Source organism: Formosa sp. L2A11, assembly GCF_009796865.1.
Classification (GTDB): domain Bacteria; phylum Bacteroidota; class Bacteroidia; order Flavobacteriales; family Flavobacteriaceae; genus Formosa.
In genome coordinates this window covers 2,535,982-2,560,572 of record NZ_CP047028.1, presented here as the reverse complement: position 1 = coordinate 2,560,572, position 24,591 = coordinate 2,535,982, and the positions used below count along the sequence as shown (strand labels likewise).

Here is a 24,591-nt window from a genome sequence, read left to right as displayed (position 1 = left end):
CTTATGCTTTAATAATGTGACTATAGTTTAACCTTATCGTCGGTGGTTTCGTAATTAAATAAGTAATCGATATCCATTTCATTAATCTCTCCTAATTTTTTCAAGGCTTTAAAATCTATATCTTTCTTATTCCCAACAACCATAATATTATAGTTTTCTCCTTTAATATTTTCATTAAAAAAGTCTCTTAAATCACTTATTTCCATGTTTTTAATTGCATTATACATGGCTTCGCGATTATCATTTTCTATACCTAATTTTTTCAAATCTTCATATTCCCAGAAAATATTAGCTTTAGTAATACGTTCTGCTGCAATTTTCTTTAATGCTGCATCTTTAGCTGCCTCAAATTGCTTTTCTGCCTCTGGCATATCACTCATTAAAGACATCATAGCATCTACTGCTTGTTCCATTTTATTAGCCTGTGTACCAATATAAGCTAATACATAATTGGAATCTTCTTTTTTATTTGCAGTAGCATATCTAGAAAATGCTGAATATGCTAAAGATTTAGATTCTCTAATTTCCTGAAAAACAATAGACGACAAACCACTACCAAAATAAGCATTAAACAAACTTGTTGCTGCTAAATTTTTAGCATCAAACGGTTTTCCTTTTGCTAGAAATACCATTTCAGATTGTACCATATCGTAATTTGCAAAATACACTTGGCCACCAGTTTCTTTTTCTAAATACGTAGTAGCTTCAGGGTAATCTTTAAGTGGCGTATTTAATTTATGCTCTTTATTTAAAGCAGCAACAGCATTATCGACATCTTTTCCATAATAAAAAATACGTTGCTTATAATCTTTTAGCCCTTTTACAATATTTACTAATTCTTGAGGATCTTGTGCTTTTAAGTCTGAGGCTTTAATAATGTTTCGTAAACGTGAATTTTCTCCATACTTACCATAATTAACTAAACCATTCCATAAGATGTTCGATTTCTGAGTTTTACCATCTTGTCTGCCTTTTAAAATCTTATCTACATATTTTGCATAAGCCTCTGGATCTGATTTTGGATTGGTAATTAAATCTTCTAACAACTCTAACCCTTTAGGTAAATTCTCTTTTAATCCGCTTAAACCAATGTAACTCACATCATTTTCTGTAAAGACATAATAATTAACACCTAACTTATAAAACTCTTTCTTAATATCTTCTGCAGACATGGTTTCTGTACCAATGTATTCTAAAAACCCAACAGCTAGACTTAACTTTTTATCGTTATCTGTACCCATATCAAAAATGATATTAAGGTTAAACAAATCGTTAGATTCATTATTTATATAGGACACTTTTACACCGCTATCTAAATCTTTTTCTTTTATAGCCGATTTATAATCTACATATTTAGGTTCGAGTGCATCTGGCTCTATGGCTTGAAAATCTGTTAAATACTTAGAACTTTTATCTCTATTTAAATTAACAGGCGTAATTCCAGGATTCTGAACTTTTACAACAGTACTGTCTTCACCCTTTCTTTTATAAACAACTACATAATTATCTTTATAAAAACGATTTGCAAAAGCAACTAACTCGTCTTTAGTAATTGCTTTTAATTCGTCTAAAAACTTTACTTGATCTTCCCATTTCTGGTGATGAATAAATGCATTATAATATGCCGAAGCTAAAGCTGTACTGTTTTCGTACTGTCTTGTTTGGCTTAGTTTTAAATCGTTAACAACAGCATCAATCAACCAATCGTCAAACTCTCCTTTTTTAAGCTTTTCTATTTGAGATAAAAGTAAATCTTTAACTTCATCTAGTGTTTGCCCTTCTTGCGGATCTCCATAAAATTGATGTAAACCATAATCGTTTAAAAACATAGTATAACACCCAGCACTTTGTACTAATTGCTTCTGATTTAAATTTAAATCTATTAAACCTGCTTCCCCATTAGTAAGAATCATATCTGCAAGTGTTACAAATTTTTCATCTTCAGAATTTATTCCATGACTTCTAAAAGCAACAGTGACACCTTCAGATGTTGGCCCGAAGACTTCTTTTGTAATTGGCGCTGTTATTGGTTCTTCCTTTGGAAGCGTAGGATGCACAACCTCTTTCTTTTCTAATTTTCCAAACGTACTATTAATTTCTTTAATGGTTTTATCAAAATCGATATCGCCCACCAAAACCATAGCCATATTATTTGGCACATAATATTTATCGAAATAATTATTAATATCGACTAAAGATGGATTTTTTAAATGCTCGGCTGTACCAATTGTGTGCTGTTGGCCATATGGATGATTTGGAAATAAGCCATCAAGCATAGCAGAATAAACTTTTCTTCCATCATTATCTTGAGTTCTATTAAATTCTTCAAAAACAGCTTCTAATTCTGTGTGGAATAAACGCAATACCAATTTACTAAAACGTTCACTTTCTAGAGCTAACCATTTGTTTAATTCGTTTGCAGGGATTTTATTTTTATACACGGTTTCTTCAAACCATGTATGTGCGTTGGTTCCCGTTGCTCCCATACCACTAACCATTTTATCGTATTCGTTAGCTACTGAATAGTTAGAGGCTTCTAAAGAAACTTTGTCAATTTGTTTATAAATTTCTAATTTTTTAGCTTCATCTGTTTCTGCACGATGTGCTTCGTATAGATCTGAAATTTGTTTAATATAACCTTGCTCTTTTTCCCAGTCTATTGTTCCGATTTTATCGGTACCTTTAAAAAGCATGTGTTCTAAATAATGTGCTAATCCTGTAGAATTACTTGGATCGTAGTTTGATCCTGCACGAACGGCAATGTAAGTTTGAATTTTTGGTTCGTCGGTATTTTTACTTAAATATACTTCTAAACCATTTTCTAAAGTATATAAACGTAATCCTGTTGGATCGTTATTTACGACTTCGTAAGTAAAACCGTTTGGGTCTGTTTCAATTTGTGATTTAATAATAGCGGTATCCGTGGTGGTAGGCTCTGTATTTTGTTTACAAGCAATATTAAAACCTGCTAATAAACAAAGCACAACAATCATGTTGATTTGTTTCATATAAAAGTGTTTAGAATTAAAAAAACCGTTAGCAACTGAATGCTAACGGTTTTAAATTTACGATTTTATATAAAATTAACAGTATAAATCTGTTAATTGAATCTCTATTTTAAGCTAATTTACTTAAAACTTCAGCAATTTTCTTACCAATTTCTGCAGGAGAATCTACAACGTGAATTCCACATTCTCTCATAATTGCTTTTTTAGCTTGAGCAGTATCATCACTACCACCTACAATTGCACCAGCGTGACCCATTGTACGTCCTGCAGGAGCAGTTTCTCCAGCGATAAAACCAACAACTGGTTTTTTACTTCCGCTAGATTTATACCAGTTTGCAGCATCTGCTTCTAACTGACCTCCAATTTCACCTATCATAACAACAGCTTCTGTTTCTGGATCGTTAATTAAAAGCTCTACAGCTTCTTTAGTTGTAGTTCCAATAATTGGATCTCCACCAATACCAATAGCCGTAGTAATACCTAAACCTTGTTTTACAACTTGATCTGCAGCTTCGTAAGTTAATGTACCTGATTTAGATACAATACCAACAGTTCCTTTTTTGAATACAAAACCTGGCATAATACCAACTTTAGCTTCACCAGGAGTAATAACACCAGGACAGTTAGGACCTATTAAACGGCAATCTTTACCTTTAATATAGTCTGCAGCTTTAATCATGTCTGCTACAGGAATTCCTTCTGTAATTGTAATAATTACTTTAATACCTGCATCTGCAGCTTCCATAATAGCATCGGCAGCAAATGCTGGCGGAACAAAAATGATTGTTGTATCTGCTTCTGCTTTTACAACAGCATCTTTAACTGTATTAAAAACTGGGCGATCTAAATGTGTTTGACCACCTTTACCAGGAGTAACACCTCCAACTACATTTGTACCGTATTCAATCATTTGGCTAGCGTGAAAAGTACCTTCACTACCAGTAAAACCTTGAACTATTATTTTTGAATTTTTATTTACTAAAACGCTCATTTTTGTTTGTTTTATTTATTATAAAGCTTTACAAATGTAAAGTTTTAACATTTATCTTTAAAGATTTTTTTCACTTTATTCAAAAGTAACAATCTTTTCTATTTCAACGAAAAATTATTGATTCTCTTTTAATTTTTCAATTATTTTAGGAAGTTGTCTAAGTAAAGCAAATTCTTTTAACTTATTCCTAGATTCTTCAATAGGTGTTCCGAAATATGTTTTCCCTCCAACTACAGATTTTGTAACTCCAGTTTGCCCCATAATTACGGCTTTTGCACCTATTCTAATACCACTTGTTGTACCTACTTGTCCCCAAATTGTAACCTCGTCTTCAATCACTACACAACCTGCAATACCTGTTTGAGATGCTATTAAACATTTCTTACCAATTACAGTATCATGACCAACCTGAATTTGATTATCTAATTTAGAACCTTCTCCAATTATAGTATCTCCAGTTACACCTTTATCTATAGTACATAATGCACCAATATGCACATTATCTTTTATAACCACACGGCCGCCAGATTTTAACTGATCGAAACCTTCTGGTCTATTTTTATAGTAAAATGCTGAAGCTCCTAAAACAGTTCCTGCATGAATAACAACATTATCCCCTATTACAGCATCATCATAAATACTTACGTTTGAATGTATGATACAATTTTTACCAATAGTTACATTGTGACCAATAAAACAATTAGGCTGAATAACGCTATTCTCTCCTACTTTAACAGAATCTGCTACACTTTTATTAGCGCTTTGAAACGGCTTAAAAAACTGGGTTAGCTTATTAAAATCTCTAAAGGGATCGTCTGAAATTAACAAAGCTTTACCTTCTGGACATTCAACTTCTTTGTTAATTAAAACAATAGTTGCAGCAGAATGTAATGCTTTATCGTAATATTTAGGATGATCTACAAACACAATATCTCCTGTTTCAACCACATGTATTTCATTCATGCCTAAAACAGGGAATTCGTCTTGTCCAACAAATTCGCAATCTATAATAGTTGCAATTTGTTTTAATGTATAAGGTTGCGAAAATTTCAAGGTCTTATTCTTTAACGCGTTCTTTGTAAGTTCCTTTTTCTGTTTCTACTTTAATTTTATCACCTTCGTTAATAAATAAAGGGACATTAATTATAGCTCCAGTTTCTACAGTTGCGGGTTTTGTTGCATTTGTAGCAGTATTTCCTTTAATTCCTGGTTCTGTTGCAGTAATTTCTAGAATTACACTAGCAGGCATATCTACAGATAGTGGCATACCATCTTCAGAATTAATTAAAATAGTAACAACTTCACCTTCTTTTAATAAGCCGGGAGTATCTAAAATATTCACGTTTAAAATGATTTGATTATAATCCTCGATATTCATAAAGTGAAACAAATCACCTTCTGGATATAAATATTGAAACTTATGAGTTTCTACACGTACATCGTCTAATTTATGTCCTGCAGAAAATGTGTTGTCTATAACTTTACCTGTTGTTACACTTTTTAATTTTGTTCTTACAAACGCTGGCCCTTTTCCTGGTTTTACGTGTAAAAATTCAATCACTTTAAAAATATCATGATTATATCTTATACATAATCCATTTCTAATATCTGATGTTGTTGCCGCCATTCTATTTTTTTAATTTGATTTAAAATATCCTTTCATAATTCCGCGTTGTGAATCTCTTATAAATTGAAGAATTTCATCGCGCTCTGGAGTAGCTTCCCACTCTGCTTCTATAATCTCTACTGCTTGAGTATTATTATAATTTTTTTGATATAATACACGATAAATATCCTGTACTTCTCTTATTTTTTCTGTGCTAAATCCTCTTCGTCTTAATCCAACAGAATTAATACCAACATAAGATAACGGCTCGCGAGCTGCTTTTACAAATGGTGGTACATCTTTTCTTACTAAAGATCCTCCTGTTACAAAAGCGTGATTCCCGATAGAACAAAACTGATGTACAGCTGTCATACCTGCTAAAACCACATAATCTCCTACTAAGATGTGTCCTGCTAAAGTACTATTGTTAGAAAAAATACAATTTTTACCAACAATACAATCGTGAGCAATATGGCAATAGGCCATAATTAAACAATTATCTCCAATTACGGTTTTCATTCGGTCTGTTGTACCTCTATTAATGGTAACACATTCACGAATAGTAACATTATTTCCTATAATGGTTAATGTATCTTCGTCGTTATATTTTAAGTCTTGAGGGACTCCAGATATTACCGATCCTGGAAAAATATTACAATTTTTTCCAATACGCGCACCTTCCATTATGGTAACATTACTTCCAATCCAAGTACCTTCACCAATGACTACATTGTTATGAATTGTTGTAAAAGGATCTATAACTACATTCTTTGCAATTTTCGCACCGGGGTGTACGTAAGCTAAGGGTTGATTCATGTGATGTTTTTTATTTTACTTTTGTAATTTGCGCCATTAATTCTGCTTCTGCACATAATTTTCCATTAGCGTATGCATAACCTTGCATGTGGCAAATTCCTCTTCGAATTGGTGTAATTAAATCACATTTAAAAATTAACGTATCTCCAGGAACGACCTTTTGTTTGAATTTTACATTATCCATTTTCATAAAAAATGTAAGATAATTTTCTGGATCAGGAACTGTACTTAAAACCATAATACCTCCTGTTTGTGCCATTGCTTCACAAATTAAAACTCCTGGCATTACTGGAGAACCTGGAAAATGACCTACAAAAAACGGTTCGTTCATTGTTACATTTTTCATACCAATTACACCAGTTTTAGACAATTCAAAAATTTTGTCAATCAATAAAAATGGTGGTCTGTGGGGTAACATATTCATAATTTGATTCACATCCATTAAAGGCTCCTGATTCAAATCTACGCTAGGTACATTGTTACGTCTTTCGTTCTTAATAATCTTAGCCATTTTTTTAGCAAACTGAGTGTTTACATAATGACCTGGTTTATTTGCAATTACTTTACCTCTAATACGCGTACCTATTAAAGCTAAATCTCCTACTACATCTAGTAATTTATGTCTAGCTGCTTCGTTAGGATAGTGTAACGTTAAATTATCTAGAATTCCGTTTGGTTTTACCGTAATGGAATCCTTATTAAAAGCTTCTTTTAATTTTTGCATTGTTTCTGGAGACAATTCCTTATCTACATAAACTATAGCATTATTTAAATCTCCACCTTTTATTAAACCATGCTCTAAAAGCATTTCTATTTCATGTAAAAAACTAAATGTTCTAGAATCTGCAATGGTTTCTTTAAAATCTTTAATTTGATTTAAAGTCGCATTTTGTGTTCCTAAAACTTTAGTACCAAAATCTACCATAGCGGTAACTTGGTATTCTTTAGAAGGCATTAAAAGAATTTCACTTCCGTTTTCTTCATTTATATACGAAATAACTTCTGTTACCACATATTCTTCTCTAAAAGCATTTTGTTCTATAATTTCAGCTTCTTCTAAAGCTTCAACAAAAAACTTTGAAGATCCATCCATAATTGGTGGTTCTGCAGCACTTAATTCTATTAAAACGTTATCGATTCCTAAACCTACTAAAGCAGCTAATACATGCTCACAAGTTTGAATAATAACACCATTTTTTTCTAAACATGTACCACGCTCTGTATTGGTTACATAGATTGCATCTGCCTCTATTACAGGTGTGCCTTCTAAATCCATACGTTTAAAAGCAAACCCAAAATTTTCTGGAGCAGACTTAAAAGTTAAGGATACATTATTACCTGTATGTAATCCTACGCCATTTAAAGAGGCGCTATTTTTAATGGTTTTTTGTTTGAATTCTGTAGTAACTATTGCCATTATTTCTTTTCTAATTCGTTTATTTCTTTTACTATTTTTGGTAAATTCTTGAAATGGACATAAGATTTACTCCAATCTGCATAAGAAAATGCAGGAGAACCTTGTAATATTTCATTATCCTTTATATTTCTTCCAATACCAGACTGTGCTTGTATTTTAACATTGTTGCCAACGGTTAAATGTCCTGCAAAACCTACTTGTCCTCCAATTTGGCAATGTTCACCAATTTTTGTAGAACCTGCAATACCTGTTTGAGCTGCTATTACAGTGTTTTTTCCTATTTCAACATTATGCGCTATCTGGATTTGATTATCCAATTTCACACCACGCCTAATTATGGTAGATCCTAATGTTGCTCTATCTATAGTTGTACCGGCACCAACATCTACATAATCTTCTAAAACTACATTTCCAATTTGTGGTACTTTATCATATTCTCCAGATTCGTTTGGTGCGAAACCAAAACCATCTGCACCTATAATACATCCGGAATTAATAACACAATTGTTTCCAATACTACATTGTGAATATATTCTTGCTCCTGAGAAAATAACCGTATTGTCTCCAACAATAACGTTATCTCCTATATATGAATTAGGATAAATTTTTACATTATCTCCTATTTTCACATGCTCTCCTATATATGCAAAAGCACCAACATAAACAGTTTCTCCTAACTTAGAAGACTCTGAAATAAATGAAGGTTGTTCTATACCTACTTTATTTTGCTTCACAGAATTATAATATTCTAATAATTTTGAAAATGCTTTGTAAGCATCATTCACCTTTATTAAAGTAGTATCAATTTTATGATCTGGTACAAACGTATTGTTTACGATAGTAATAGATGCTTTAGTTGTATATATATAATGAGTATATTTTGGGTTTGCTAAAAATGTAAGCGCACCTTCTACACCCTCTTCAATTTTAGATAAGGTTGAAACTTCAATGTCGGGATTACCAACAACTTCCCCTTCTAAAATTCCTGCTATTTGTTCTGCTGTAAATTTCATCGACGCAAAAATAGGAAAAATGTCCTAAAGTTTAGCTTTAGGATAACATATATAATATTTCGTTACTGGTTTTGAAAGTGCTTTTAGGTTTAATTGATCGGATGCCTTCACTATATTTTCAATTTTTCCCGTTTTATATAAAATTTTTATTTGCGGTCCATCTTGCTGGTATGCTTGATTGGTAATTTCTCCCGTAAACACAAAATAATCAGCCTCTTCTTCACTAATATCAAAGGTAGACATGAGTTCTTTTTCTTGTGCTTTTAAAGACTCTTTTTTTATCTTTTTATCCTTTACTTTAATCTTTAAAAGATCTCTATTCAATATCATTTCACAAAGATTACGAAGTACAAAATCGTCATGATATTGCCACTCTTTCATGGCCGAAATGATATCATAATCGTCTAATTTGGCAAAAGTTTCTAAAGTATGTGTATCAAAATCAGTCGCATCTATCTCTGTTTTTAAGAAATAAGACAATGCTCTACTAGCTAATAAATCTACGTTATTATGAGACAATTCCTTGGCACGTTTTAATACACGAATTAATAATTGCTCTGCAACAACACTTGTTTTATGTAAGTACACTTGCCAATACATTAAACGCCTTGCGACAAGAAATTTTTCGACACTATAAATTCCTTTAATTTCTACAACTAATTCATCGTCTACAACGCTTAACATGGTAATTAAACGTTCGCTATTTATATTTCCCTCTGCAACTCCTGTATAAAAACTGTCTCGTTTTAAATAATCGGCGCGATCCATGTCTAATTGTGAAGAAATTAACTGACACATAAAGTTTCTGTGGTATTCCCCCTTAAACATAGAGATGGCTAGAGTTAAACTTCCGTTAAATTCCTTATTCAATTGTTCCATAAAAAGCAGTGAAATCTGCTCGTGAGAGATCCCATTTACAATACTATGTTCCATGGCATGAGAAAATGGACCATGCCCAATATCGTGTAAAAGAATGGCTATATTTAGTGCCAATTCTTCTTCATTAGAAATCTCAACGCCCTTAAAACGAAGTACATTCACCGTTTTCTGCATTAAATGCATACAACCTATAGCGTGCTGAAATCTGGTATGATGGGCACCTGGATATACCAAATACGACATTCCCATTTGGGTAATTCGCCTTAAACGCTGAAAATATTTATGCTCGATTAAATCAAAAATTAACGAATTTGGTATGGTAATAAATCCGTAAATTGGATCGTTTAATATTTTAAGTTTATTCATCTATATAGTTTAGAAATGCTTGAGATGATCTTCTAAAATGTTTAAAAAACCACAAAAACATTACAAATATAACGATATGAACAACATAAATATACTTTGGATAGATGATGAAATTGATTTACTTAAGCCACACATTCTTTTTCTAGAGAAAAAAAATTATATAGTTACCAAATGTAACAGCGGTACAGAGGCGCTTGAAGTATTAGAAAGCAATAAATTTGATATCGTTTTTTTAGATGAAAACATGCCCGGTTTAACAGGTCTAGAAACTTTAAATGGAATTAAAGAGCTAGACCATACCCTTCCTGTTGTAATGATTACAAAGAGTGAAGAAGAGTATATTATGGAAGAAGCGATCGGGAATAAGATTGCAGATTATTTGATTAAACCCGTAAATCCAAATCAGATTTTATTAAGTCTGAAAAAGAATTTAGACCATTCGCGACTAATTTCAGAAAAAACAACTTCTAATTATCAGCAAGAATTCAGAAAAATTGCAATGGACTTAATGTCCGTAAACAGTTATGAAGACTGGATAAACCTATACCAAAAATTAGTGTATTGGGAAATTCAATTAGAAAATATTGAAGACGCTGGTATGTTCGAGATCTTAGAATCTCAGAAATCGGAAGCCAATGCCTTATTTGGTAAATTTATATCTAAAAATTATACAGATTGGTTCGATCATAAAAATGAAGCTCCAACCATGTCTCATACCCTATTTAAAAACAAAGTAATTCCAGAATTAAGTAAAGAGCAACCTACTTTATTTGTGGTTATAGATAATTTAAGATACGACCAATGGAAATCTTTAGAACCTTTTTTAACTCCTTATTATAAAAAAGAAAAGGAAATACCATTTTACAGCATTTTACCAACAGCAACGCAATACGCTAGAAATGCTATTTTCTCTGGGTTAATGCCAAGTGAAATGGAAAAACTTTATCCTGAATACTGGAAAAATGATACAGATGAAGGTGGAAAAAATTTATTTGAAGCAGAATTTCTTGAAGCACAAATGAAACGTTTGGGGCTCCAAGATTACACCTGTGAATATCATAAAATTACCAATTTAAAAAATGGTAAAAAATTAGTCGACAACTTTAAAAGTATGAAAAACAACGATCTTACAGTTGTTGTTTATAATTTTGTTGATATGCTTTCTCATGCTAAAACAGAAATGGATGTGGTAAAAGAATTAGCATCTAACGACAAGGCTTACAGATCGCTAACACAAAGTTGGTTTAAAAACTCACCTTTATTTGAAATTATTCAGCAAGCACAACAATTAGGGTTTAAATTAATTCTTACAACAGACCATGGTACAATAAATGTTAAAAACCCGTCTAAAGTTGTTGGAGATAGAGATACCTCTTTAAATTTAAGATATAAAACAGGGAGAAGCTTAACGTTTGAGTCTAAAGATGTATTAGAGATTAAAAATCCTAAATCGGCCCATTTACCAAGTATAACCATGAGTAGCTCGTTTATATTTGCTAAAAATGACTTTTTCTTTGCCTACCCAAATAACTACAACCATTATGTAAGTTATTTTAGAAATACTTACCAACACGGAGGTGTGTCTTTAGAGGAAATGATTATCCCTTTTATTGTTTTAAATCCTAAAAAGTAAACCTTTTTTTGAACCTTAAAAATCATTAGTAATTTTAATTAATATTACTTATAATTGCAGTCATACGCCATGCTAGACACAAGAGAATTTAATTTAAAAGACCTAGATGATGTTGCTAAGCAAATACTTGATAACGCAACATCCAAGACCATACTTTTTTACGGAGATATGGGTACAGGAAAAACAACCTTAATAAAAGCTTTAGTAAAGGCTTTAGGATGTAATGACGATGTTAGTAGCCCTACTTTTTCTATAGTAAACGAATATGATGTAAACGACGGTTTAGTTTATCATTTCGATTTTTACAGATTAAATGATGAAGAAGAGGCTTATAATTTCGGAATTGAAGATTATTTAGAGTCTGGTGAGTGGTTATTTATAGAATGGCCAGATCAAGTAAAAAACATTTTAGCAAACGAACCTTGTAATCGCTTAACGCTTGAAAGTTTAGATTCTACAACAAGAAAATTAACATTTACAAACAACTAAAAACAAGAAGTATAGCAGGGTTAAAAAAAACAAATAAGACTTTATTGACTTATTTACGGTTTTACCGTAATGTCTTTTGTTAAAAAACACTTAGTTTAACATATGTTTAACATTTGAGACTAAATTAGGTTATTGCTTTCAATATATTTGGAACATAAATTAATTAAATCCCTTAGAATTATGATAACTAAAAAGTACGTAATAACCTTTGCGGTTTTTGGAGTAATGTTTTTTTCAGCCCAAGCAACAAACCTAGTCAACTTAAATGATCAGCAAGCACCACAAATTGAAAAATGGAAAATTAAGATACCGACGCACGGGTAATCGAAACTTAATTTTAGGTAGTATTATTGCCACTTTTATTGCTGCTACTCCTTATTTTTTCTATTTATATGAAAGTGTTCCTGACCAAAAAACATGGGAAACTTTTTTGTTTACTTATAATAGTAGGTTTTATGGAGGTATAGATATTGTAGCATGGACATTAGCAGGTAAACTAATACCTTTATTTCTATTATTTATTTGGTTTTTTACATGCAGACATTGGTGGTATCATGTACTTATTGTCCCAATAGCCATGTATATTTTTCAAATTCTTACCGTAATTAATGACGACATACAGTATATAGATAGTAATCAGATATTTTATTTAATTCCTATAATGATTTTCATTATACCTTCTATATACTTATTACGTGCTCGCATTTTTAATCAATTAAATACGGTAGACAAATCGCTTCAAGATCTAGAAGATGAATTTAAAATTTCACCTAAAGGAATTAAGGACAAGATGAAAGATTATTTTTAAATTACTTTTAGCATATCTAAATATTATTTGTATTTTGACTGCATATTATAGTGTAAAAAAATATGTCAAAATCATTTTCTCCATTCACACATCAAGAGTTAATTCCTCAAGAAGAAACACTAGAAATTTACAAAAACAAAGGCAATTTATTTATAGGTATTCCTAAAGAAACATCCTATCAAGAAAAACGTGTTTGTTTAACTCCAGATGCTGTTTCTGCTTTAATTAGTAACGGTCACCGTGTATTAATAGAAGCCGGAGCTGGCTTAGGAGCCAATTTTACAGATAAAGATTATAGTGAAGCTGGTGCAGAAATTACAAGCGATACATCTAAAGTTTTCTCTTGTCCGATGATTTTAAAAGTAGAACCTCCTACTCTAGAACAAATAGATCTTATAAATCCGCAAACAATTTTAATATCTGCGCTGCAACTAAAAACTCAAGATAAAAAATATTTTGAAACTTTAGCCGTTAAACGCATTACGGCTATAGCCTTTGAATTTATTCGTGACGAAGATGGCCACTATCCTGCTGTACGTTCATTAAGTGAAATTGCAGGAACAGGCGCCGTAATTATAGCTTCAGAATTATTATCTAACATAAATCAAGGAAACGGCTTGTTATTTGGTAACATTTGCGGTGTTCCCCCTGTAGAAGTTGTTATTATTGGCGCAGGAACAGTAGGTGAATTTGCAGCACGAAGTGCTATCGGACTTGGAGCAAACGTAAAAGTATTTGATAATTCCATTTCTAAACTAAGACGTATTCAAACTAATTTAGGTCGTCCCATTTTTACATCTACATTACAACCCAAAAACTTAATTAAAGCATTAAAACGTTGCGATGTTGCTATTGGAGCAGTTAGAGGTAAATCGCGCTCTCCTATTATAGTATCTGAATCTATGGTGCAATCCATGAAAAAAAGCTCTGTTATTATGGATGTTAGCATAGATATGGGTGGTTGTTTTGAAACTAGTGAAGTTACCTCGCATAAAGTACCAACATTTAATAAACATGGAGTAATACATTATTGTGTTCCTAATATACCTGCAAGATTCTCTAGAACTGCCTCAATTTCAATAAGTAATATTTTTACACCTTACCTTTTAAAGATTGCCGAAGAAGGTGGACTAGAAAATTCTTTAAGATTTGAGAAAGGTTTAAAAAATGGGTTGTACTTTTATCACGGTATTTTAACGAATCGTTCCGTAGGAGAATGGTTTAACTTAAAATATAGCGATATTAATCTCTTAATTTTTTAAATGACACTTATACAACGTATTGGATATTATCTTGGAGGATTTTCTTTAGGCCTCATACTTCTAGCTTTTTTTTTAAGCGGAAAAAAAACATCATGTAGTTACGGACCTGATGCACGTGTAATCAAAAACATTAACACAAAACATATAGTGTATAGCGAAAATGCTAAAGCTATAATTAGAGAACAAAGTATAGACACCACTATACTTAGTCATGTTTTACATAAAGGAGATGTCGATTTCTCTAAAAGTGAAACATCTACAAAACCCTGTAAAACATATTTTTTAAATGGTACTTTAGATAAAAAATCTATAGCCTTAATTATAAAAAACTGTAAAGAAACAGCCACTGTAGAAGATATAAAACTACTAGAGGACTAAAATAAATTATCTAATCCTGAATAATCTACACAAATTATTCAGGACTAGACATATAAATTACTGTTAAACAATCTTCCTCGTTAACACTACCGCAAAAATAATCGAAACCTGTTACCCTAATAAGCTCTTCAACAGGTAACCTTGCTTTAAATGCAAAATTTGTATGCAGTTCCTGTACGAACCAAAGGCTCTATTAAAATTATTTAGAAAAGAAAAAATACTCTTTCCAATCCGGAATCACTTTTTAAAGCAAAAGCAATTTCAATATTATCAAAAATTGCATTCTGAATCATTAATTATAAATCTTTTTTATAAATATAATGAAGCCGAGCTTACTTTTTTGCAAAAAACTCCTTATTTTCACAGCTATTTTTTTACTCCTATTCTTATGAAAACAATAGATACAGACACTTACAGAATTCACTTTAATTTAAGTGCTTACAGCCAAATAAATACTCATATAGAGGAAAGTAACCCTTCAAACATATTTATTTTAGTAGACCAAAACACTCACGAACTTTGCTTACCACATTTGTTAGCAGAGATTAGCACGACAAAAACCATTGAAATTATTGAAATTGAAGCTGGCGAAATTAATAAAACTATAGAGACCTGTGTTGGTGTTTGGAATGTACTTTCTGAACTTGGAGCAGACAGAAAAAGTCTTGTAATTAATCTTGGTGGCGGCGTTATAACAGATTTAGGTGGCTTTGTAGCCTCTACATTTAAACGCGGAATCTTGTTTATAAACATCCCTACAACACTATTATCTATGGTAGACGCTTCTGTTGGAGGAAAAACAGGTGTAGACTTAGGATCTTTAAAAAACCAAATAGGTGTTATAAACACGCCTGAAATGGTTGTTATAGACACTACATACTTAAAAACGTTGCCACAAAACGAAATGCGCTCTGGTTTAGCAGAAATGCTTAAACATGGTTTAATACAAGATAAAGCCTATTGGGATAAGTTTAAAGATCTGTCTGTATTGAATTTAGAGCATTTAGATGAATTAATCTACGAATCTGTTTTAATAAAAAAACATGTTGTAGATATTGACCCTAGAGAAAATGGCTTAAGAAAGACACTTAATTACGGACATACTATTGGACACGCCATAGAATCTTACTACCTAGGTCACAGTCACAGAAAAAACCTACTACACGGTGAAGCTGTTGCCATAGGAATGATTTTAGCCTCTTACATCTCGACAAAACTTACAGGATTAAGCGAAGCTGAAAACACAGAAATAAAAGATGTCATTCTTGGCATTTATGACTTTGTAGAAATAGATAAAGATGATTATGAACCTATAATAGAGCTTTTAAAATACGACAAGAAAAACTCTCATGGTAATATTAATTTTGTGCTTTTAAATGCTATAGGAGAAACAGAAATAGATTGCCTTGTCCCTAACGAACTTATTATTGAAGCGTTAAATTTTTATAACGAAGCACATTAAATCAAAATAATTTGTAATTTTAGTATCCCAATAAAAAGCAAAATTTAACAATACTATTAACCATCTAAACCCATTTTGAGATGAAAAAAGTAATTGTTGATTATAAAAAACTCACCCCTGAAATTCTAACAGAATTAACAGAGAAGTTTCCTGATGGATATGCTGATCGAGATATAATAAAATTTGACAATCACCATAATGAAATCATTGAAGCGGTAGAGGTTAAAACAAATAATACAACTTATTTAGTAAAAGTAAGCTGTAAATTACACTATACCATGTCTAATTTTGACGGTAATGACGATTTAGAGTTAGACAGTTCTGGACATATTGTAATAGATTTTCCAGACGAGCTACCACCCTGCCTAGATGAAGATTTAATAATTACAGACGAAGAAGAATAAAAAAAGAGCCGAATAAATATCTATTCGGCTCTTTTTATAAACTTAAGGTCTTAAGACTATAGTTCTTTAAAAATATAATGCATTAAACGTTTTTTGTCGTTTATGCTTTCTTCTAAAGAAATCATTGTTTCAGTTCTATAAACGCCTTCTATATCATCAATCATAAAGATAACATCTTTTGCATGAGCTGTATTTCTAGCTCTAATTTTACAGAAAATATTAAATTTGCCAGTTGTAATATGGGCAACTGTTACAAATGGTAGTTCGTTAATACGCTCTAAAACAAATTTAGTTTGAGACGTATTGTTTAAATAAACACCTATATATGCAATGAAAGAATATCCTAATTTTTTATAATCTAAAGTTAAAGAAGAACCTTTAATTATTCCAGCATCTTCCATTTTCTTAACCCTAACATGTACAGTACCTGCCGAAATTAATAATTTCTTTGCGATATCTGTAAATGGAACTCTTGTGTTATCAATTAACATATCAAGAATTTGGTGGTCTATTTCATCTAATTTAAATTTTGCCATATCTGTACTTTTTGTTCTTTACAGCAAAAATAATACATTTTTACGTATTAATCTTACCAAATTATTAAGGTTTTCACAATTTTAATAAATTTTTGTCACCTCCTATAGTCACGAAATCGTTTTCGACACCTACTTTCACCTCCTGAGAATCTGCACCTAAAACCCTCATTCCATTAGCATTAACCTCTTTATGTCCGTAAAAATCAGATAAGATTGCGATACTCGCAATCTTTGAGAAAAACTCAATTTTTTTGTTAATTAATTTTTCAACAAATAGTATTCCTATGTCAGAAATCTCAGGATATTCAATTGTTCCTACATTTGCATCTCTTATTATTATATCGTAAAAACACTTATCATTCTCTGGAATCTTAAAATAACCCTCAAATTTATCTCCTGTCACCTCTTCTTTAGCAATATAATTAAAAGCAGATAGGTATGCAGAAAAAATATAGAACCGTGTTAAATCTCTATTATAATCATTCTTAAAATGCCCCGCTTCAAATAATATAGTGGGTACATTAAAAGACTGAAAGCTATCTCCTACGCAATTAATATTAAAAGAATCGTCGTAACGCCCTACATGTCCTGGTATTAACTCCTGAAGTGTATCATTCATGTGGGCTATAATATCCATCCCTATCTTTCTTGAGTCTGTTACCACTCTATTTTCGTCTTGTGCTGGCGATAAAAAAGAGACTGTTGCAGTTTTATTAGTACTTCCTGCACTAAAAATGGTTCTCTGCCCATGTAAATTAAAACAATAATGAGGTTTAAAGGTATTATATGCAGCTCTTAACACCTTACTTTCTGGCTGAGACAACGTTTGTGCATCTCTATTTAAATCGATATCTACAGCATTAAGTCTTGTATAAGCTTCTGCACCATCTGGATTTAAAATAGGTATAATATATAAAGTACAAGCTTCTTTTAAATATCCCAATGTGTTATCCCGATGTTTAAGAACATTAATAAAGTCGAAAAGCGCTTTTGTTGTTGTGGATTCGTTACCGTGCATTTGAGACCATAATAATAATCTCTTTTTTCCTGTACCAACTTTAATTGCCGAAATAGATTTTCCTAAAACAGATGTTCCTATTTCAGAAACTTCGAAACTAGAATCTAGCATTTCCAAAAGAGGTTTAATATGAAAATTTGTAATGTAACGACTGCTTAAATGCTGTTCTTTATTGGTCTTGTAAAGACTTGTAATTTCTGTAATATTCATAAGGTTTTTATCAGTACACAAATGTAAACAAATATATATTTACAAATGTAAACAAGATTTCACCTCGTAATTGTATACATTTATATACAACTAGAATCCGTTGTTTATATAAAAGAAGTTTATAACCACCTATTTTTCTTGCTTAGTCATTAAAGATAATCAAAACTATATTAATCAAATAGTTAAATACACTTACTTAAACTTAAAATTTACAATAAAACCAACTATTTACACACCAAATGTTGATGATGTTATTCTTTTCGTTACATTTGTAATCAGCAAACAACAACTAACATGTTTACAATGATAAACAGCGACGAGTTTACAAAACGACTACAAAAAGTGATTGATTTTTATGGAGAATCTGCGTCTTCTTTCTCTGAAAAAATTGGAGTACAACGCTCTTCTATCTCACATATATTATCAGGCAGAAATAAACCCAGTTTAGATTTTGTTATGAAGATTTTAACCACCTATCCTGAGGTAGAATTATATTGGTTACTAAATGGCAAAGGTTCTTTTCCTGCAGAATCAAAAACAATACAACCCCCCGATTTATTTTCTAAAGAAGCAGAACAAAAAACAGAACCAAAGAAAACAACCGAACCTCCTATTAATGAGATTCCGAGTCAGGTGTTTAAATCCGATTCCTCAAAACAAATTGAACGTATTGTTATTTTTTATACAGACGGAAGCTTTAAAAACTTTGAGAACTCCATTTAACTTCACTATTTTTGCCAAAAAATAAAACCCAATGAAACCATTTCTCTTGTTCGTTTTTGCTTTATGCATGGTTAGCTGCTATAATGCAGAAAGAAACTGTACAGATTTTAAAACTGGACATTTTTATAGTGAAATTATAATAGATGGAAAACCTATTAAATCTGAATTTAACAGAACAGACCACCTACAAATAGAAACCTATCAAGGTAAAGTTGACTCTTCTGAGGTGAGATGGATTAATGATTGTGAAGTTATTTTTAAAACCATCAATCCTAAAAATAGAATTGAAAGAAAAGATATTCATCTAAAAATATTATCAACCACAGATTCTTCATACACTTATGAATACTCTTATGTTGGAGAAGACTTAAAACAAAAAGGTACTGCTAATCGCGCCAAATAAGCGTCTTTAACGCAGTATTAATTACAAGTCAGCACTTATCTTACTTACACTCTAAAAAGTAATAAAAAATAGCTTAAAACTATTTTAAACAAAAAAAATCAGCTAAAGAACGCATGTTCTTTAGCTGATTTTTTTAATATTATTCTTTTTTACTAAAACAATGTTGGCTCAGAATCGTCGCTAGAATCGTCTTCACCTTCTACATCTACATCATCAGTATCGTTTTCCTCTTCAACTTCATAAGGTAAGGATTCTAATAAGTTAATTTGTTTTACTTTATCTGTAGTAAGCTGATTTCCTAGGGCTTTAATTCCTTTTATAGAAATAAACTCTTCAAGATTAATAGACTGATCTTCTCTCTGATCTTTACCACGCTCTTTACCAAAAACAATCTCTGCAATAGGCAACCAATCTGTAGAAACTATTTCTAAACGCGATTTATCATGCTCAGAAATAAACACCTCTTCTTTATTTTCATTTTCAACTATAAAACGTTTTACATAATAACGTTCTTTTTCTCCTTCATAATAAATTACAGAAATTGGCTTGTTAGGGATCCATTTTTCAAGCACAATCATATCACTGTCAAAATGCGATGTTAACTCTGGCAGAATTGTTTTAATTAAACCAGACTGCGTAATAATTAACAAACGATCTTCTCCTTTAAATTCTCCTAACAATTCTCCACGTCCATCAACATTTAAACGCTGTACCGTATCGTCGAACCATATTTTACGAGGTTTCAATGTAGACACTCCTTTTTCTTTAAGCTCTATTTTCTTAATTGGGAATTTACTTACCAAGTTCCCTTTAGAAGCTCTTCCTTTTATTAAAATATCTGAAAAATCTAAATCCCATTTCAATTTCTTAATACTTCCAACTTGGCGCAATAAAACAGTTACAACTTCTGCCTCTCCATTTGGATTTGCAGTAAAATACAACCCTGTAGAACCTTTAGCTCCCGTTGTTAAATCGTATTCCTTATCTCGAGTGATTGCAGTTACAGCAAAACGCTTAACATACGTAGGCCCTTTGCTACCATCTCGATAAATCATATTATAAATAGTACGCTTGTCTTTTTTCTTAAAGACAGCAACATGAATAATATCTTTACCTACAAAAGTTTTAGTATCAACCTTTGTAACCATCATTTTACCTTCTTTGGTAAACACAATAATATCATCAATATCACTACAATCTCCTATATATTCATCCCGCTTCAAGGCCGTTCCTACAAATCCTTCAACACGGTTTACATATAATTTTGTGTTTCTTATAATTACCTTAGTCGCATCTACATCATCAAAAATTCTGATTTCAGTTTTACGCTCACGACCTTCTCCGTATTCTTTTTTTAATCTAACAAAATACGCTATAGCATAGTCGATTAGATTCGCTAAGTGATGTTTTACTTCAGCTATTTGATCTTCTAATGCATCAATTTTTTGTTGCGCTTTATCAATATCAAATTTAGAAATACGCTTAATTCGAATCTCTGTTAACCTTACAATATCATCTTCAGTAACTGGTCTTTTTAAGTGTTTTGTAAAAGGACTTAATCCTTTATCGATCGCTTCAATTACACCTTGCCAAGTTTCTTCTTCTTCAATATCGCGGTAAATTCTATTTTCAATAAAAATACGTTCAAGCGAAGCAAAATGCCACAACTCTTCAAATTCACCTAATTTAATTTCCAATTCACTTTTAAGAAGCTGAACCGTATTATCTGTCGAGCGACGAAGCATTTCCGAAACACCAACAAATAAAGGCTTATTATACTCGATAACACAACCTAAAGGCGAAATAGAGCTTTCACAACTTGTAAAAGCATATAAAGCGTCTATGGTTTTATCTGGAGAAATTCCAGCCGGCAGATGCACTAAAATCTCTACATGAGCAGCTGTATTATCTTCAATCTTTTTAATTTTTATTTTCCCCTTATCGTTTGCCTTAAGAATAGAATCTATAAGCGTAGTTGTATTGGTACCAAAAGGAATTTCGGTAATTACCAATGTATTTTTATCTAATTGCGAAATTTTAGCACGTACACGTACGCGACCACCACGCAATCCATCATTATAATTTGTAAAATCTGCAATTCCTGCTGTTGGAAAATCGGGCAAAATTGTAAAGCGCTTTCCTTTTAAATGCTTAATAGAAGCTTCTATTAACTCTATAAAATTATGTGGTAAAATTTTGGTAGATAATCCTACTGCAATTCCTTCTCCTCCTTGCGCTAACAATAACGGAAACATAACAGGTAAATTTACTGGCTCTTTTCGTCTACCATCATAAGAAGCTTGCCATTCCGTAATTTTTGGATTATAAACAACATCTAAAGCAAATTTAGACAAACGTGCTTCGATATAACGAGAAGCAGCAGCACTATCTCCTGTTAAAATATTCCCCCAGTTTCCCTGAGTATCGATTAACAAATCTTTCTGTCCGATTTGCACCATCGCATCTGCAATACTAGCATCTCCGTGTGGGTGATACTGCATAGTATGTCCAACAATATTGGCGACTTTATTATAACGACCATCATCCAGATCTTTCATAGAATGCATAATTCTACGCTGGACAGGCTTAAAACCATCTTCTATGGCAGGCACTGCACGTTCTAAAATAACATAAGATGCATAATCTAAAAACCAATCTTTAAACATTCCGGTTACCTTAGTAATCGTCTCTTGGTCTTCTGGAAGATTAGTATTTAATTCGTCGTTATCGCTTTCAATCATTAATACTTACTCTTTATTTGAACTATTATTTTTTAACATTTTACTTAAAGACTGTCTAATATATTTTCGCTTTCTATGCGTCACCAAAGTTGTATTAAAACGTTCTTTTATAAAACCTCTACTTTTACTTCTAATATGCAGTACTAAACATTTGTATATGAAATAGTTTTTAAATTTAAAACCAACTAAATCTTCTTTATTAAACTCGACTTCATGAGTTCTATAATTAAATTTTTCCGACAACAATAATCCCTTATTAGTAACTACAACTTTAATACCATCGCTATCATATTCAAAATACTTAGCCACTAAATATACAGCTAAAAACATACCTATAAATACTAAAAAAACAACAGTAAAAGACAGCCAGACATAATCTGTTAAATGACTAAATGCACTAAAAACCGTAGCCATAAGAATAACCAAGACAATTAATACGAAGTATACTGAAATTATAGTATTTTTTACTTTCCCATTATCAGTTCTCATTTTTTTCTGCTACTAAATCTATTTCAACTTTTAAATTATTTATAATGAATTGCTGGCGTGTTGGTGTATTCTTACCCATATAGAATCCTAATAATTCTTCTATAGACATCTCTTTATCTAACATTACAGGTTCTAAACGAATACTTCCGCCAATAAAATGCTTAAACTCGTCTGGAGAAATCTCTCCCAAACCTTTAAATCGAGTAATTTCCGGTTTTGGCTTTAGCAATTCTATAGCATTTACACGTTCTTGCTCTGAATAACAATAAACCGTTTGTTTTTTGTTACGCACCCTAAATAATGGCGTTTGCAAAATATATAAATGCCCCTCTTTTATAACTTCTGGAAAAAACTGTAAAAAGAATGTTATTAATAACAATCTAATATGCATCCCATCTACATCGGCATCTGTAGCGATTACAATATTATTATATCGTAAATCCTCCATAGACTCTTCAATATTTAAAGCCGCCTGAAGTAAATTAAATTCTTCATTTTCGTATACAATTTTCTTGCTTAAACCATAACAGTTTAAAGGCTTCCCTTTTAAACTAAATACAGCTTGCGTATTTACATCTCGTGATTTTGTGATACTTCCCGAAGCCGAATCTCCCTCTGTAATAAACAAAGTTGACTCTAAATTACGTTCGTTTTTAATATCTCCAAAATGAACACGACAATCTCTTAATTTTTTATTGTGAAGACTCGCCTTTTTAGCACGATCTTTTGCTAACTTTCTAATTCCAGACAATTCTTTACGCTCACGTTCGGCTTGAAGAATTTTACGCTGAATTTTTTCCGCTGTATCTGCATTTTTATGAAGAAAGTTATCCAGATATGTTTTTATAAAATCGTTTATATACGTTCTTACCGTTGGCAGGTCGCCTCCCATATCTGTAGATCCTAATTTTGTTTTTGTCTGACTCTCAAAAACAGGCTCCATTACTTTTATTGCAATAGCTGTTACAATAGATTTTCTAACATCTGAGGCATCGTAATTTTTACCATAAAACTCGCGAACAGTTTTAACAACAGCCTCTCGGTATGCAGCTAAATGCGTCCCACCTTGCGTTGTATTTTGTCCGTTTACAAAAGAATGATATTCTTCAGAATACTGTGTTTTACTGTGTGTTAAAGCAACTTCTATATCGTCTCCCTTTAAGTGGATAATAGGGTAAACCATATCACTCTCTTTAATATTTTCGCTTAATAAATCTTGTAATCCATTTTCGCTATAATATTTTTCACCATTAAAAACGATGGTTAAACCAGGATTTAAATACACATAGTTTTTAAGCATTTTAGAAACATACTCGTTTCTATACTTATAATTTTTAAAAATAGCTTCATCAGGAATAAAAGAAACCTTAGTCCCTTTTCGTCTTGTGGTTTCTTCTAAAAACTCTTGATCTTTAAGTGTTCCTTGTCCAAATTCTGCTGAAGCCGATTTTCCGTCTCTAGAAGATTCTACTCTAAAATAAGAAGACAGTGCATTTACTGCTTTTGTACCAACACCATTTAATCCTACAGATTTTTTAAACGCTCGAGAATCATATTTTCCTCCAGTATTCATTTTAGACACCACGTCTACAACTTTACCCAAAGGAATTCCTCGTCCGTAATCACGAACAATAACTTTAGTACCCTGAATAGAAATTTCTATGGTCTTACCTGCCCCCATGACATACTCGTCAATAGAGTTATCTAATACTTCTTTTAAAAGAATATAGATACCATCGTCTGCAGAAGATCCGTCTCCAAGCTTACCAATATACATCCCCGGTCGCATACGAATATGCTCCTTCCAGTCTAATGAACGTATATTATCTTCGGTATAATCGGTTTGGTCTAGCATAGATTTTTAGAGATGAGACGCTAATATAACATTTCGGCATCAAAAATAAAACACAAACACTAGTATTTATTAACAAAAAAGCCA

At 31.7% G+C, this 24,591-nt stretch carries 22 protein-coding genes; 9 read left to right on the top strand and 13 right to left on the bottom strand.

All coding sequences use genetic code 11. From position 1 onward, the window contains the following. Positions 1 to 20: 20 nt before the first annotated feature. The 8 genes from GQR95_RS11105 to GQR95_RS11070 all read right to left on the bottom strand — a co-directional run bounded on the left by GQR95_RS11105 (position 21) and on the right by GQR95_RS11070 (position 10,096). A complete protein-coding gene (locus tag GQR95_RS11105) occupies positions 21 to 3,008 on the bottom strand; it encodes a pitrilysin family protein (RefSeq protein WP_159023224.1) in 2,988 nt (995 codons plus the stop codon). A gap of 109 nt (positions 3,009 to 3,117) precedes the next feature. Next, positions 3,118 to 3,999 carry a succinate--CoA ligase subunit alpha gene (gene sucD / locus GQR95_RS11100; RefSeq protein ID WP_159023223.1) on the bottom strand — a complete coding sequence of 294 codons (882 nt, stop codon included), beginning with the start codon at positions 3,997 to 3,999 and terminating at the stop codon, positions 3,118 to 3,120. Between the two features lie 114 nt (positions 4,000 to 4,113). Next, positions 4,114 to 5,052 carry a UDP-3-O-(3-hydroxymyristoyl)glucosamine N-acyltransferase gene (locus GQR95_RS11095; RefSeq protein ID WP_159023222.1) on the bottom strand — a complete coding sequence of 313 codons (939 nt, stop codon included), beginning with the start codon at positions 5,050 to 5,052 and terminating at the stop codon, positions 4,114 to 4,116. 4 nt (positions 5,053 to 5,056) lie between these two features. Further along, a complete protein-coding gene (gene efp / locus GQR95_RS11090; protein WP_159023221.1) occupies positions 5,057 to 5,626 on the bottom strand; it encodes an elongation factor P in 570 nt (189 codons plus the stop codon). Positions 5,627 to 5,635: 9 nt separating this feature from the next. Further along, complete coding sequence (gene lpxA, locus GQR95_RS11085; protein ID WP_159023220.1) at positions 5,636 to 6,421, bottom strand: acyl-ACP--UDP-N-acetylglucosamine O-acyltransferase; 786 nt, start codon at positions 6,419 to 6,421, stop codon at positions 5,636 to 5,638. Between the two features lie 10 nt (positions 6,422 to 6,431). Further along, on the bottom strand, positions 6,432 to 7,838 hold the full coding sequence (locus GQR95_RS11080; RefSeq protein ID WP_159023219.1) for a bifunctional UDP-3-O-[3-hydroxymyristoyl] N-acetylglucosamine deacetylase/3-hydroxyacyl-ACP dehydratase: 1,407 nt from the start codon (positions 7,836 to 7,838) through the stop codon (positions 6,432 to 6,434). Further along, a complete protein-coding gene (gene lpxD / locus GQR95_RS11075; RefSeq protein ID WP_159023218.1) occupies positions 7,838 to 8,851 on the bottom strand; it encodes a UDP-3-O-(3-hydroxymyristoyl)glucosamine N-acyltransferase in 1,014 nt (337 codons plus the stop codon). The genes GQR95_RS11080 and lpxD overlap by 1 nt, the downstream gene beginning before the upstream one ends. 24 nt (positions 8,852 to 8,875) lie before the next feature. Next, a complete protein-coding gene (locus GQR95_RS11070) occupies positions 8,876 to 10,096 on the bottom strand; it encodes an HD domain-containing protein (RefSeq protein ID WP_159023217.1) in 1,221 nt (406 codons plus the stop codon). A gap of 76 nt (positions 10,097 to 10,172) precedes the next feature. On the opposite strand from GQR95_RS11070, the gene GQR95_RS11065 reads away from it, so the two are divergent. The 7 genes from GQR95_RS11065 to GQR95_RS11035 all read left to right on the top strand — a co-directional run bounded on the left by GQR95_RS11065 (position 10,173) and on the right by GQR95_RS11035 (position 16,532). After that, positions 10,173 to 11,729: a bifunctional response regulator/alkaline phosphatase family protein gene (locus GQR95_RS11065; RefSeq protein ID WP_159023216.1), complete on the top strand. Its 1,557-nt coding sequence runs from the start codon at positions 10,173 to 10,175 to the stop codon at positions 11,727 to 11,729. A 69-nt stretch (positions 11,730 to 11,798) separates the two neighbouring features. After that, entirely contained in the window at positions 11,799 to 12,218 is a 420-nt protein-coding gene (gene tsaE / locus GQR95_RS11060) for a tRNA (adenosine(37)-N6)-threonylcarbamoyltransferase complex ATPase subunit type 1 TsaE (RefSeq protein ID WP_159023215.1), read from the top strand. Positions 12,219 to 12,504: 286 nt separating this feature from the next. After that, a complete protein-coding gene (locus GQR95_RS11055; RefSeq protein WP_159023214.1) occupies positions 12,505 to 13,026 on the top strand; it encodes a hypothetical protein in 522 nt (173 codons plus the stop codon). Positions 13,027 to 13,088: 62 nt separating this feature from the next. Further along, positions 13,089 to 14,288: an alanine dehydrogenase gene (locus GQR95_RS11050; protein WP_159023213.1), complete on the top strand. Its 1,200-nt coding sequence runs from the start codon at positions 13,089 to 13,091 to the stop codon at positions 14,286 to 14,288. Beyond that, positions 14,289 to 14,666 (top strand): hypothetical protein, encoded by a 378-nt coding sequence (locus GQR95_RS11045; protein ID WP_159023212.1) that lies wholly within the window; start codon positions 14,289 to 14,291, stop codon positions 14,664 to 14,666. It abuts the gene before it with no gap. A 388-nt stretch (positions 14,667 to 15,054) separates the two neighbouring features. Beyond that, positions 15,055 to 16,128, top strand: a complete 1,074-nt coding sequence (gene aroB / locus GQR95_RS11040) for a 3-dehydroquinate synthase (RefSeq protein WP_159023211.1) — start codon at positions 15,055 to 15,057, stop codon at positions 16,126 to 16,128. Between the two features lie 80 nt (positions 16,129 to 16,208). Then, positions 16,209 to 16,532, top strand: coding sequence for a hypothetical protein (locus tag GQR95_RS11035; protein WP_159023210.1), 324 nt, complete (start codon positions 16,209 to 16,211; stop codon positions 16,530 to 16,532). A 56-nt stretch (positions 16,533 to 16,588) separates the two neighbouring features. Here the strand turns inward: GQR95_RS11035 and GQR95_RS11030 are convergent, their stop codons facing one another. Both GQR95_RS11030 and GQR95_RS11025 read right to left on the bottom strand, forming a co-directional pair. Further along, the gene (locus GQR95_RS11030) at positions 16,589 to 17,068 is read right to left on the bottom strand and encodes an Lrp/AsnC family transcriptional regulator (RefSeq protein ID WP_103191616.1); all 480 of its coding nucleotides are present in this window, start codon (positions 17,066 to 17,068) and stop codon (positions 16,589 to 16,591) included. A 73-nt stretch (positions 17,069 to 17,141) separates the two neighbouring features. After that, on the bottom strand, positions 17,142 to 18,296 hold the full coding sequence (locus GQR95_RS11025) for a M14 metallopeptidase family protein (protein ID WP_159023209.1): 1,155 nt from the start codon (positions 18,294 to 18,296) through the stop codon (positions 17,142 to 17,144). A gap of 303 nt (positions 18,297 to 18,599) precedes the next feature. On the opposite strand from GQR95_RS11025, the gene GQR95_RS11020 reads away from it, so the two are divergent. Beyond that, the gene (locus GQR95_RS11020) at positions 18,600 to 19,019 is read left to right on the top strand and encodes a helix-turn-helix transcriptional regulator (RefSeq protein ID WP_159023208.1); all 420 of its coding nucleotides are present in this window, start codon (positions 18,600 to 18,602) and stop codon (positions 19,017 to 19,019) included. 31 nt (positions 19,020 to 19,050) lie between these two features. Further along, positions 19,051 to 19,422, top strand: coding sequence for a DNA topoisomerase IV (locus GQR95_RS11015; RefSeq protein WP_159023207.1), 372 nt, complete (start codon positions 19,051 to 19,053; stop codon positions 19,420 to 19,422). 152 nt (positions 19,423 to 19,574) lie between these two features. Here GQR95_RS11015 and GQR95_RS11010 read toward each other — a convergent pair whose 3' ends face one another. From GQR95_RS11010 to GQR95_RS11000, 3 genes are read right to left on the bottom strand one after another with little or no spacing between them, the layout of a single operon-like run. After that, positions 19,575 to 22,163 (bottom strand): DNA gyrase/topoisomerase IV subunit A, encoded by a 2,589-nt coding sequence (locus GQR95_RS11010; protein ID WP_159023206.1) that lies wholly within the window; start codon positions 22,161 to 22,163, stop codon positions 19,575 to 19,577. Positions 22,164 to 22,169: 6 nt separating this feature from the next. Then, on the bottom strand, positions 22,170 to 22,652 hold the full coding sequence (locus tag GQR95_RS11005; RefSeq protein ID WP_159023205.1) for a hypothetical protein: 483 nt from the start codon (positions 22,650 to 22,652) through the stop codon (positions 22,170 to 22,172). Then, positions 22,642 to 24,507, bottom strand: a complete 1,866-nt coding sequence (locus tag GQR95_RS11000) for a DNA topoisomerase IV subunit B (RefSeq protein ID WP_159023204.1) — start codon at positions 24,505 to 24,507, stop codon at positions 22,642 to 22,644. Before GQR95_RS11000 ends, GQR95_RS11005 begins: the two co-directional genes overlap by 11 nt. Positions 24,508 to 24,591: the final 84 nt, after the last annotated feature.